Consider the following 11,733-nt stretch of genomic DNA (forward strand, 5'->3'; position numbering starts at 1 on the left):
GCTCAGGCCGACTTCCGCGAACTTCGCCGAAACGATGTCCTTGTCGAACGGCTTCATGATGTATTCGTTGGCACCTGCATGCAGCGCGCGTGCAATATGCGCGACGTCATTCTCGGTGGTGCAGAACACGACCTTGGGCACATCGCCGCCAGGCATCCGGCGCAGATTGCGCAGGAATTCGTAGCCGTCCATCACCGGCATGTTCCAGTCGAGCAGCACGGCGTCAGGAAGCTTGTGCTTGCACATTTCAAGCGCTTTCTCGCCGTCCTCCGCCTCGGTGATCTCGAATTCGAGACCTTCGAGGATGCGGCGGGCGACTTTGCGGATGACGCTGGAGTCATCGACAACCAGGCATGTCTTCATGTGAGCCTCACTTTCGTGCCCCTGACGGGACACTTCCTCCGCGGACAGGATCGTCCAGATACCGGCTTTACGCAGCCAGCTTGTCAGTCGGAATTTCGAGCACGCGATCGACATCGAGCACGACCATCAACTGGCCATCGAGGCGATGAACGCCGTCGGCCATCTTCGCCATGCGCGGATCGAGGTTGACCGGGTTCACTTCGCGGCTCTCGTCGGCGAGCTTCAGGACCTCACCGATGGAGTCGATCAGCAGACCATAGGATTCGCCGCGCAGTTCGACGCCCACGGCCATCGGCGGCTTGCCGTCGTCGTTCTTCGGCAGACCGAGACGCGAGCGCATGTCGATGGCGGTGACGATGCGGCCGCGCAGGTTGAGCACGCCGGCGACGTCGCTGGAGGCCAGCGGCACGCGGGTCAGGCGCTCCGGCATGAACACGTCCTGCACGCGCGAGATCGGCATGCCGAACAGCTGCCCGCCGATCATGGTGGTGACGTATTCGGTAACGGCGCCATCGGCGGTGTGGGTCACGTTGGTAGTGGTCATGTCGTTTCCCCTCAAGCCGCCTGCTGATGGACTTCAGTCGTCTGTTCCTTCAGCGCGGCAATCAGGCCGGGCCGATCGAACTTGGCGACATAGTCGTGGAAGCCGGCCTGACGGCCGCGCTCGATGGCCGCCGGCGAAATCATCGCGGAGAGCGCGATGATCGGCGTCTGACCGTATTTCTGATCCGAACGGATCGTCTCGGCGAATTCGAAGCCGTTCATGTCGGGCATTTCGATGTCGGTGAGAATGACGTCGAACTCCTGGCCCGAGCGCAGGACGGTGAGACCTTCCTGCGCATTGGTGGCGGTGCGAACCTTGTAGCCGGCCGCCTTCAGGACCGGCGACAGCATGTTGCGGAAGAAGGCGCTGTCATCGACGAGCAGCACCGACTGCGCGGTGGCCGAGACGCGCATTTCCTTGCGCGAGAACCAGTCCGAGAAGGCCATCGGCAGGAAGTGACCGACATCGATGACTTCGGTGGCGAGGCCCTTGATGACCGCCGAGCCGAGAATGCCTTCGCGGCCCGATGCGACCTCGATATGCAGGCGCTCTTCGACGATGTCGACGATCTCGTCGACCACGAGGCCCATGGAGCGGCCATCGTCGGCGAACACCAGGATCGGCTGGGTGCCGGACGAGCGGACGGTGACATTCTCCATCTGCACCAGCGGCATCAGCTGATCGCGATACTGGACCATGTAGCGGCCATTCGACAATTCGACCTTGTCGACGCTGATCTCCTCGAGACGGGTGACGAGACCGAGCGGCACGGCCTTGGGCTGCGCGGAGCCGGCCCGGAACACCAGCAGCGATGTCAGCTGCTCGGCGCTGAGCGCGCGTGCGGCGGCGTTCTCGTCGGCGATTTCGCTCATGGACGAGGCCTGCGCGCCGAGTTCCTGCGCGATGCCGTTGGGATCGACGATCATGATCACCGCGCCGTCACCAAGAATGGTGTTGCCCGAGAACATGTTGATGTGGCGCAGCTTGGTGGACATCGGCTTGACGACGATTTCCTCCGTATGGAAGACGCCGTCCACGACGATGCCAAAAGTCTGGTTGCCGACCTGCGTCACCACGATGAAGCCGTTTTCCGGATCGGCGGACGAGCCGTCATCGATCTGCAGCAGCTTCTTCAGATGCATCAGCGGCAGCAGCTTGTTGCGCAGGCGGAGCACCGGGGTGTCCTTGATGCGCTCGATACGGTGTTCGGAATTGGCGCGCGCACGCACCAGCTCGACCACCGCGAGCTGCGGGATCGCGAAACGATCACCGCCGGCTTCGACGATCAGCGCCGACACGATGGCCAGCGTGAGCGGGATCTTGATGGTGACGCTGGATCCTTCGCCGGCCACCGACTTGATGTCGATGGTACCGCCGATCTGATCGATATTGGTGCGCACCACGTCCATGCCGACGCCGCGACCCGACACGCTGGTGACGGCAGCCGCCGTCGAGAAGCCCGGCGCGAAGATGAACTTGTGGATCTGCGCTTCCGTCATCTTCTCGATGTCGGCTTCGGTGGCAAGACCGTTCGAGATCGCCTTCGCCTTGATGCGCTCGGTGTTGAGACCGCGGCCGTTGTCGGCGATGCAGATCAGGATATGGCCGCCTTCATGATAGGCGGAGAGACGGATCGTGCCCTGCTCCGGCTTGCCGTTCTGGGCGCGCTCGGCCGGGGTTTCGAGACCATGGTCCGCCGAGTTACGCACCATATGCGTCAGCGGATCCTTGATGAGATCGAGCACCTGACGATCGAGTTCGGTGTCGGCGCCGTGCATTTCGAGCTCGATCTGCTTGCCGAGTTCGCCGGCGAGATCGCGGACGATGCGCGGCAGCTTCTGCCAGGCATTGCCGATCGGCTGCATGCGCGTCTTCATGACGCCGTCCTGCAGCTCGGCCGTCACGGTGGACAGGCGCTGCAGCGGTACCTTGAATTCGGTGTCTTCGTGACGACGCGAGATTTCGAGCAGCTGGTTGCGGGTGAGCACCAGCTCCGAGACCATGGTCATCAGGTGTTCGAGCGTGTCGACATTGACGCGGATCGACTGGTTGGCGACCTTGTCGGCTTCGCCGTGCTCGACCTCGACGGCCGTCTTCTTCTTGGCGGCCGGCTTGGCAGCGACCGGAGCCGCAGGCTTCTGCTCGGCAACCGGCGCAGGCGCCACCGGAGCCGGCGCGACCGCGGCGGGCGCAGTGGCAGGCGCGGCAATGACCGGATGGATTTCGGTTTCGGTTTCGCGGAAGGCGCGCTCGAGATCGTCGAGCGAGACTTCTCCGGGGCGCAGCTCGCGTTCGAGCGTCTGCACGACCAGCGGGGCGGATTCCACGACCACGGGTACGTCCGGCACGATCGGTGGGGCCGAGTTGTTCATCGCTTCCATGCCCTTCTCGACCATATGATGCAGTTCGCCGATGAGGTCTTCATCGACCCCTTCCGGTTCGGCTTCCGTCGCCTCGAGCTGGCCGAGGATGTCCTTGATGCGATCGATGGTGGTGAGGATCAGCGTCACCGCCTCTCCCGTCACGGGCATCCCATCGCGGAATTTGCCCATGAGTGTTTCAGCGGCATGGGCCAGCGCCTCCAAACGAGGCAGGCCGAGAAATCCGCAGGTGCCTTTAATCGTATGAACAAGACGAAAAATATTATCGAGAATTTTCGCGTTATTCGGATCCTGCTCGAAACGGACAAGCTGGTTATCAACCGTGTCCAGGCTTTCGTTGGTTTCCGTCAAAAACTCGCGGAGAAGATCATCCATGAAAGTAGGCCTTCACACAATCGGAGCCCGCGCCGTCGCGTGACCCTTATCGAAGTAGTGCTACTCTCGCCCCAAAGCGTTTATTATTAGTTGAGCATTCCGAGAAAGACCGAACGACAGGCCTCGAACCAATACGTGAAAACGAAAACGGGCCGCCCAGATGGGAGGCCCGTAAAGGGTTCGTTAAGTTAGTAAGACCGCCGCGTCATCAGGCCGCGGTCACCACGGCAGCCTCGTTTTCCAGGACCATCGTGACTTTCAGTCCCGTCCCTTCGGCAAGCAGGCGTGTGTAGTAGGGCTGCACAGCATGCGCATCGATATTCCCGACCTGGTCGGCAGTGAGCATGTCGACGATGTTCTGCGGCAGCCGCGCATTGATGCCGGTCGCCGTGATGCGGAAGCCCGTCGGCTCGCCCTCGCCGACCGGATCGACCTTCAGCAAGCCGCCGCGCGGAATGGTCTGCTGTGCGATAATCATCATGTTGAGCAGCAGCTTCACCTTGTTCTTCGGCAGCAACAGGCGGGGCAGATTCCACTCGATCTTGGTCTTGTTATCCTCGAGATGACCGCGCGCCATGGTCTGCGCGTCGCCGAGATCGATTTGTGCGCCTGCCGAACCGGCCGCACCGAAAGCGAGGCGGCAGAACTGCAAACGTGCCGAGGCCGTCTTCGCGCTCTTGCGGATCAGGTCGAGCGCGAACTCCTTGTCCTCGGGCTTCGGATTGTCATCGAGCACTTCGAGCCCGTTGACGATGGCGCCGACCGGGCTGATCAGATCGTGGCAGACGCGCGACGACAGCAATGCCGCAAGTTCGAGTGCGTCGGGTGCCGGACCGGGCGAAGTTGCATCAGACATGGGATAGGCTCCTGAAGCCGCGCGAGTGAACGGCGAATCAAACATTTGCTCTTTGGTTTGATACACTGCACAGATCAGCCCGACCACCGCCGGGCCTGTGTCCGTATGGGCGCGGAAACGGCCAAAATTACGAGCGAGACACGAAAGCTTGCCATGACCAACGATTCGCTTCCGCACCTTGATCTGGACGGCGCCACCGCGCTGCTGGAGCCCCTGACACAACTCGCAGTGCAGGCCGGCGCGGCCATTCTCGCCGTGAACCGGAATGCCATGAGCGTCGAAGGTAAATCGGATGGCTCGCCGGTGACGCAAGCGGACCTCGCTGCAGACCGCGTGATCTGCGAGGGCCTGACGCGGTTGTTTCCGGGCATCCCGACGCTCTCCGAAGAACGCCTGCATCTCGCCGCCCCGCCTTATGCCGGCGCGCTGTTCCTCATCGACCCGCTGGACGGCACCAAGGAATTCGTCGCCGGACGGCAGGAGTTCACGGTCAATATCGCGCTGATCGTCGATGGCGCGCCGCTGCTCGGCATCGTGGGCGCACCGGCGCTCGGGCTGATCTGGCGCGGGATCGTCGGCCGCGGCGCCGAACGCGTCGAGGTCAGACCCGATCTCTCGATCGGCAAATCGACGTCCATCAAGACCCGACCGATGCCGGCCGCCGGCCAGCCATGGATCGCGGCCGTCAGCCGCTCCCATGGCGACCTCCGCAGCGAAGCGTTCATCGCAAGCCGTCCCGGCGCCTTACGCCAGGCATTCGGCTCGGCGCTGAAATTCTGCCGTGTCGCCGAGGGGCAGGCCGACATCTATCCACGGCTGTCACCGACCTGCGAATGGGACGTCGCCGCGGGCCATGCGGTGGTGGTGGCGGCCGGCGGCCATGTCGCCGACAGTCATGGCCAGCCGTTGCATTTCGGCGGCCGGCGGGAAGATTTCACCGTTCCGGAATTCATCGCCTGGGGCGGCAAGGCGGCGCAGGACTAACGCGCCATCGTCTGCTGGACGATCGGCCATTGCTTGCGGGCCTCCGGCAGGAACCTGGCCGGCGCTGCCGCAAAGGCGTCGCGGGTGTCTTCGCGCCCGAACAGATAGAGCCGCTGGCCGACCACCAGCCAGAAGCGCGGATTGCCGGCGATGGCGACGCCGCGGGCCATGTCCAGCGGGTCGTATCCCCCGAATTGCGGTCCATAGACCTCGGGATGCTTGGCAAATTCGGCCCGGTTGCCCTCGTTGCGGAACCGCCAGACGGCACCGTCCTCGGACAGTTCATAGTCCGGCAAGCCAGCCTGCGCGTCTGCGTCGGTGAAATAGGCGACCGGATCGAATCCACCGATGGCCAGGCCCGTGTACCGGTCGGTGACCACACGTTCGTTGGTGCCGGCCCATGCCGGGGTGCAGAAACCGGCACCGAGCAAGATCAAGGCAAATCCGCGGCGGAACCCGCGCCAATCTCGCCGTTGTGCCGTCATAGTTGATACCGATATTATGCTGACTCGGGGACACCGACTGCGGATTAAACGCGTTGCTTCTCAGCATCAGGTTAAGCTGCGGTCTCCAGATTGAATACCAGGGGTTCTTTTCATGACCTTCGCATCACGCCTGGCAGCGATTGCGCTCGCCGCGATCACACTCGCCGCCGCGCCAGCTGCAGCCCAGCAAAGGGGCCGCGAAGCGCCGGACACCTATCGGTCCGAGGAACTCGTCGGTGCCGGGCATCGCTTTTTCGGCAATGTCTCGCGTGGCCTCGCCTCGGTGATCGAGAAGGCCATCAGCCAGTGGGGCCTGCCGAACGGTTATATCCTGGGCGAGGAGGGTTCCGGCGCCATCGTCGCCGGCCTGCGTTATGGCGAAGGCACGCTCTACACCAAGAATGCCGGCGATCTGCGCGTCTACTGGCAGGGCCCATCGCTCGGCTTCGACTGGGGCGGCGACGGCGCCCGCACCATGACGCTGGTCTATAACCTCCCGGCAACCCAGGCGATCTATCAGCGTTTCGGCGGCATCGACGGCTCCGCCTATATCATCGGCGGCTTCGGCATGACCGCCCTCACCGCCAACAATATCGTGCTGGTGCCGATCCGCTCCGGCCTTGGCCTCCGCCTGGGCGCCAATATCGGCTATCTCAAATTCACGCCCACAGCGACCTGGAACCCGTTCTGATCGCTTCAAAACTGGCCGGCGCGTAAAGGTTAACGAGGCGTTACGCTGTCTTTGCCCGTGCGCGCGTGGCATGTTAACCGCGATTTTTCAGCGCGTGGGAGCACACTGCCATGGTCGAACCGATCATGTATCTGGCGATCGGTTTTCTGGCTGCGATGTTGTGCGGCCTGCTGATCATGCCACTGGTGCATAACCGCGCCGTGCGTCTCACCACCCGCCGCCTCGAAGCCGCCACGCCGCTGTCGATGGCCGAGATCCAGGCCGACAAGGACCAGCTGCGCGCCGAATTCGCCATGTCGGCACGGCGGCTGGAAATGAGCGTCGAGCAGCTGAAGGGCAAGACCACCAACCAGCTCGCCGAGCTCGGCAAGAAGACCGACGCGATCAACCGGATGAAGGTCGAGCTGACCGAGAAGACCGCAGCGATCTTCGATCTGGAAAACCGCGAGACCGCGGTCAAACAGAAGCTCGCCACCACCGAGAACGAATTCGCCACCAAGACCGAAGCCCTCGCCGCCGCCGATCGCGCGCTGACCGACAAGCAGGCCGAACTGGCGCGCCTGACCGCCGAACTCAATGACCGCACCCAGGTCGCCGAGGGGCGCCAGGTCGAACTGGTGACCGTGCGCACGCAGGTGGAAGAGCTGAAAAGCCGCCTCGGTCTGGCGGAGCAGGATTTCACCTCCACACAGCACAAGCTCGAACTGCAGCGCGGGGAATCGACCACCGCGACGCGCGACCTCGCCGAGGCTCGCGCCCGCGTCGAGAGCCTCAATCACCGCGTCACCGACCTCGACCAGCAGCTGGCGATCCAGGTGCATGAAGCGGAGCTGCTCGGCAATCGCGTCGACCAGCTCGAAACCCAGCTGCTGGAGCAGACCAAGCTGCTCGCCGAGCGCGATTTCGAGAATGCGCAGCTCCGCCAGGCCAATGAGGCCACCGAGCAGACGGCGCGCAACCTGCGGGTCGAGATCGCCGCCAATGCCGGCGGCAAGTCCTCGCCGCTGATCGAACAGCTGCGCGCCGAAAAGGCCAGCGCGGAGGAGGAACTCCGCCTCGCCCGCGAAGAGCGCGGCAAGCTGCAGCGCGACCTCAATACCATCCACCAGCAGGCCGAAAGCGCCTGGGCCACCGAGCGGATGGAAAACGCCTTGCTGCGCGAGCGCATCAACGACATTGCTGCTGAAGTCGCCAAGATGGCGATGGCCCTGGAGGGTCCGAATTCGCCCATCGAGGCCATTCTGGCGGCCGATCCTGCTGCCAGCCAACCGCGCCCGGCCAATGATGCCGGTTTTGCCCCCAACAGCACCCTCGCCGACCGCATCCGGGCGCTGCAATCCCACGCCTCGCGGGTTCGGCAACCCGGCTGAACCGGCCGGTTTCCTGTTTCGGCGCAACAATGTGGTCGCAACTGGCAGGGCGTGCTTGACACCCCCGCCTCCAATTCCCTAAATCGCGCCACTGACGTCACGCATCGCCGGGCCCCGCCCGGCCTTTTGGTTTCCGGTCGTGTTTTACGACCCGCACCTGATGCAGCGTCCGGGCGCATAGCTCAGCGGGAGAGCGTTCCCTTCACACGGGAGAGGTCCAAGGTTCGATCCCTTGTGCGCCCACCATCCACCTCCGCGACTTCTGAATTTCGTGCAGCCAGCCTACTCATCGGCGACAGGCTGATGGGTCCATCAATCCGCTCGACGTTTTCAGTCAGGATTCGTTACTCATAAACGCCCACCCTTTTCCCGATCGATCACGAGATTCGGAGAAGGCTGATGGCTTTGCAGAACGAACAGGACCGGTTGGTTGCCGATACGCTGGCCATCGTCCAGCGGCTTGCCGAAGTGCCCTCCACGCGTGTGCCGCCGCCTCCGCTTCTCGCAACACGGCCCGCAGCACATCCGCGCTATGTGGCCGAGACGGACTTGCGGAAAGAAATGCATGCGCGCCTGGAGGCATTCCGCAACAGGCAGCGATTTCTCGAGATCGAGCGAGAGGCGTATTACCAACAGGCGATGCAGCGCATCCGCGCGATGACAGAGCAGAATACCGAGCACTAGCAGCGCTGTCGGGCCGCGTGGACTGCATCTCGGCCGACTGCGATCAGCCCTCCTGCTCGGCCTTCCCGCGACTGCGCGCGATGGAGATCGCTTTTCGGCCTGCGATCTTCAGCTTCTCGGTGAGATCGCATGTGCTGCAATGAAAAATGCGGATCTCGTCCTGCCACTTCTTCTTGTTTTCGAATCCGACGAAATCTCGGCGCACCCCGCAATCGGGGTACGTCACTGGACTATGCATCATTCCTCACTGCCGACAATCGTATCGACTTCACCCGTTCCAGTTTTCAGGAACGAAATGCAGGGAGGAATGCGACTAAGTATCGATTCAAACGGGGCATGCAAAAGCAGGAGATCACCGCGCGGACTGCCGCCATCCCTGGCCTAGATCAGCGGCGAGCACTGTCTCGCGCGATCTCACTTCATGCCAGGCGGGAAGATTTCCCTCATGTCGATGACCGCGACCTCGTTGCCGCCTTCGGACACAGCAACTACAAAGCGCGGGACTCTCTGCGCACCGATCTTGATCGCTTCGGCCAGAATTTCGCGTGCCGACAACAGCGCCTGTTCGCGAGCAGCGGCGATGCTCGGAAGCTCACTCCCTTCCGGGTCGCAAATTACATCGTCGCCATCGACGAGATGCAAAAAATATCGTGTCATGGTCGCTGCCGCTCTTCGATGAGAGACAAGCAATTTATGAGTAACTAGTTGCGACGCGGAGGGACTGTGCTCTGCGCTGGCGCATCAAAATCTCGCGTCAGTGCTTTCGCAGATATCGCGATATCTTCGAAACTCACCACGGCATGCGCGTGCTCGCCGGAAAGATCGTGCCATCGCTGCGCTTCTGCCAACCAGAACGTCCGGTCAGAGTCGCCGCGACTTGCCTGTTCTGTGCAGATCGCGGCTTGCGCCTCGCAAATCGTCTTCCGGTCCATGATCGTTACTCGGACATTGAACCAGATCGTAGCCTAGCACCCCATCAGCGGCGCTTCTGTACGTTATCCGACATTCGGCGGAAATAGGCGATCATAGTGATGCTGCACATCTTCGTGACATTCGCAGGCCCAGCGCCGGATCTTCTCGACATCCAGTATCTGGATACGGCCACGGCTGTGGGAAATCATTCCGGCCTTCTGCAGTTCGATCGCGACGCCGGTAACGCTCGTGCGGCGCACGCCCATCATCTGCGCAAGAAACTGCTGGGTCACCGTGAGCTCGTCACCGGCCAGCTCGCGCATGCGGAGCAGCCACTTGCAGGTGCGCGCCTGCACTGAATGTACGGCGTTGCACGCCGCTGTCTGCTGCACCTGCGCGAGATGAAAGTGCTCGTAGGACATCATCAGCCGACGAAATGCAGGATGCCGCTCGGCGAATTGATTGATGAACTTCGCATCGAATGTTGATGCAAAACCGCCTACCTGAACTGCGACGTGATTCACGGAGATCTTGTCATCCAGCACCAGGCCCGCACCGAACTCACCATCGCGACCGATCATGCCCGTCTCGATGGCACCGCCGCCGGCTAGTTCGACAACGCTGGAGATGATCCCTGAATGCGGGAAATACACTTTGTCGATGGTGTCATGCACATCGGCAAGCACATCACCCTGCACCAGATCGACCACGACAGCATGCTTGGCCAGTTCTTCGTACATCGCAGGTTCGATAAGCGACAGAAGGCTGTTCTCGTGCCGTCTCATGATTGCTCCCGTTACAGGACCGAAGGGAGCGCAGTTGAATTACCCGTTGTGGGAGCAGATCATTTCGCCCGCCTTCAGCTAGGACAACGGATACTTGTCCGCTCCGAGCATGTCGGTCCGGTAACCGACATAGAGATTTAAAATCGGCCGTGGAGCTTCGCGGTCCACACCATATGGACAAGTCAGCCTGCGCTCTGCGGCAAGCGGTCGCGAGTGTTCGCGGCAGATGGTAGTGCGCACAGCATCTTCAAGACCCGAGCCGTTATGTCAGATAGCGGACAGACGCTCGGGAGATATCAGGCATAATTTGTAGCACAAGATCTTTTGGTTGCTGGACCGGAAGCGTGGCTTGTTCGTTACCCCATGCGCAGATCGCATCTTGAAGGCGGACGTTACGGCGAGACGGAGCAATTTGATCCGACGTTATTTCCTGCTGTGGACCGAGGACGCGGAAATTTTTACTCACCGACTTAATCAAGTAAGGCAGGATCATGGGTCGCCCAATTACTCGCAAATGGACTGAAGAGGATATTGATCGGCTGGTTGCACTCTCCGAACAGGGCTCGTCCCTGATCCGCGCGGCCGGCGCCCTGAACCGCAACACCGCATCGGTGCAGAAAATGGCTCGTCAGCTCGGACGGCATTTTCCCGGCATTCGCGAAACCAAAGCGGGCCTGCGAGCGATCAACCTTCACGAAAAGTGAAGTCTGCGGCGAACGGAGCGGCTCATCGCCCGTCAACCGGGCCTGCGTTTCGCGGACGTTGGAACTTTCTGCCTGTTTTGGGGTTTTGAATGGTTTAAATCCCAATTCGGTGTCAGGCGACAGCTGAGTGAACAGACATTTCAAGGTCGATCTGACCAATTGCGACCGAGAACCGATCCATATCCTCGGTGCCATCCAGCCGATCGGCTTCCTGGTTGCCCTGAGCACCGACTGGATCGTGGCTCGCGCGTCAGAGAATGTGCGGGATTTCATCGGGCGCGCCCATCAGGAGATGATCGGCCATCCGCTGGCCGATTTCTTTCCCTCCATCGCAATCCATGATTTGCGCAATCGCGTTGCGCTGCTGCGCGGACAGGACGCCGTCGAACGCATTTTCGGTTGCGAACTGGTGAAGGGCGCGGCGCTGTTCGATGTGGCCCTGCACATGTCCGGCGGGCAGATCGTCATCGAGGCCGAGCCGGCCGCCGGCAGCCAGGGCGACACCACGGCCATGGTGCGCTCCATGGTGAGCCGCCTCGATCAGGCGCCGGACATGACGGCGTTCTTCCGCGAAGGCGCGCGGCAAATCCGTGGCCTGC

Annotated in this window: 14 protein-coding genes, 1 tRNA gene and 1 pseudogene; 7 read left to right on the forward strand and 9 right to left on the reverse strand. The window is 62.0% G+C overall.

The features are described from left to right. The 4 genes from ACIQ17_RS24345 to chpT all read right to left on the reverse strand — a co-directional run. Positions 1-363 (reverse strand): PleD family two-component system response regulator (locus ACIQ17_RS24345; RefSeq protein ID WP_398471800.1); only part of this gene is annotated, 363 nt, incomplete at its 3' end. A gap of 67 nt (positions 364-430) precedes the next feature. Continuing rightward, positions 431-907 (reverse strand): chemotaxis protein CheW, encoded by a 477-nt coding sequence (locus ACIQ17_RS24350; RefSeq protein ID WP_398471802.1) that lies wholly within the window; start codon positions 905-907, stop codon positions 431-433. 11 nt (positions 908-918) lie between these two features. Next, entirely contained in the window at positions 919-3,663 is a 2,745-nt protein-coding gene (locus ACIQ17_RS24355) for a chemotaxis protein CheW (RefSeq protein WP_398471804.1), read from the reverse strand. A gap of 208 nt (positions 3,664-3,871) precedes the next feature. Next, a complete protein-coding gene (chpT, locus tag ACIQ17_RS24360; protein ID WP_398471805.1) occupies positions 3,872-4,519 on the reverse strand; it encodes a histidine phosphotransferase ChpT in 648 nt (215 codons plus the stop codon). A gap of 153 nt (positions 4,520-4,672) precedes the next feature. On the opposite strand from chpT, the gene cysQ reads away from it, so the two are divergent. Beyond that, positions 4,673-5,503: a 3'(2'),5'-bisphosphate nucleotidase CysQ gene (cysQ, locus tag ACIQ17_RS24365; RefSeq protein WP_398471806.1), complete on the forward strand. Its 831-nt coding sequence runs from the start codon at positions 4,673-4,675 to the stop codon at positions 5,501-5,503. Here the strand turns inward: cysQ and ACIQ17_RS24370 are convergent. Next, complete coding sequence (locus ACIQ17_RS24370; RefSeq protein ID WP_398471807.1) at positions 5,500-5,988, reverse strand: YHS domain-containing (seleno)protein; 489 nt, start codon at positions 5,986-5,988, stop codon at positions 5,500-5,502. The genes cysQ and ACIQ17_RS24370 overlap by 4 nt on opposite strands. A 112-nt stretch (positions 5,989-6,100) precedes the next feature. On the opposite strand from ACIQ17_RS24370, the gene ACIQ17_RS24375 reads away from it, so the two are divergent. From ACIQ17_RS24375 to ACIQ17_RS24390, 4 genes are all read left to right on the forward strand, one after another. Continuing rightward, positions 6,101-6,679: a DUF1134 domain-containing protein gene (locus tag ACIQ17_RS24375; protein WP_398471809.1), complete on the forward strand. Its 579-nt coding sequence runs from the start codon at positions 6,101-6,103 to the stop codon at positions 6,677-6,679. Between the two features lie 110 nt (positions 6,680-6,789). After that, on the forward strand, positions 6,790-8,049 hold the full coding sequence (locus ACIQ17_RS24380) for a hypothetical protein (protein WP_398471811.1): 1,260 nt from the start codon (positions 6,790-6,792) through the stop codon (positions 8,047-8,049). A gap of 171 nt (positions 8,050-8,220) precedes the next feature. Then, positions 8,221-8,295: transfer RNA gene (locus ACIQ17_RS24385), tRNA-Val, on the forward strand. Positions 8,296-8,448: 153 nt separating this feature from the next. After that, positions 8,449-8,733, forward strand: coding sequence for a hypothetical protein (locus tag ACIQ17_RS24390; protein ID WP_398471812.1), 285 nt, complete (start codon positions 8,449-8,451; stop codon positions 8,731-8,733). A 43-nt stretch (positions 8,734-8,776) separates the two neighbouring features. On the opposite strand, the gene ACIQ17_RS24395 is transcribed toward ACIQ17_RS24390, so the two are convergent. The 4 genes from ACIQ17_RS24395 to ACIQ17_RS24410 form a co-directional block, all read right to left on the reverse strand. Further along, positions 8,777-8,938, reverse strand: coding sequence for a hypothetical protein (locus ACIQ17_RS24395; RefSeq protein WP_398471814.1), 162 nt, complete (start codon positions 8,936-8,938; stop codon positions 8,777-8,779). Positions 8,939-9,147: 209 nt separating this feature from the next. Further along, complete coding sequence (locus tag ACIQ17_RS24400) at positions 9,148-9,390, reverse strand: DUF6894 family protein (RefSeq protein WP_398471815.1); 243 nt, start codon at positions 9,388-9,390, stop codon at positions 9,148-9,150. Positions 9,391-9,434: 44 nt separating this feature from the next. After that, a complete protein-coding gene (locus ACIQ17_RS24405; protein ID WP_398471817.1) occupies positions 9,435-9,665 on the reverse strand; it encodes a hypothetical protein in 231 nt (76 codons plus the stop codon). Positions 9,666-9,728: 63 nt separating this feature from the next. Then, positions 9,729-10,430 carry a Crp/Fnr family transcriptional regulator gene (locus ACIQ17_RS24410; RefSeq protein WP_398471819.1) on the reverse strand — a complete coding sequence of 234 codons (702 nt, stop codon included), beginning with the start codon at positions 10,428-10,430 and terminating at the stop codon, positions 9,729-9,731. Positions 10,431-10,921: 491 nt separating this feature from the next. On the opposite strand from ACIQ17_RS24410, the gene ACIQ17_RS24415 reads away from it, so the two are divergent. Then, positions 10,922-11,134: a hypothetical protein gene (locus ACIQ17_RS24415; RefSeq protein WP_398471821.1), complete on the forward strand. Its 213-nt coding sequence runs from the start codon at positions 10,922-10,924 to the stop codon at positions 11,132-11,134. A gap of 127 nt (positions 11,135-11,261) precedes the next feature. Then, positions 11,262-11,733, forward strand: a pseudogene (locus tag ACIQ17_RS24420) (hybrid sensor histidine kinase/response regulator); the annotation flags it as partial.

Source organism: Tardiphaga sp., from assembly GCF_044340795.1.
In the GTDB taxonomy this organism is placed as follows: domain Bacteria; phylum Pseudomonadota; class Alphaproteobacteria; order Rhizobiales; family Xanthobacteraceae; genus Tardiphaga.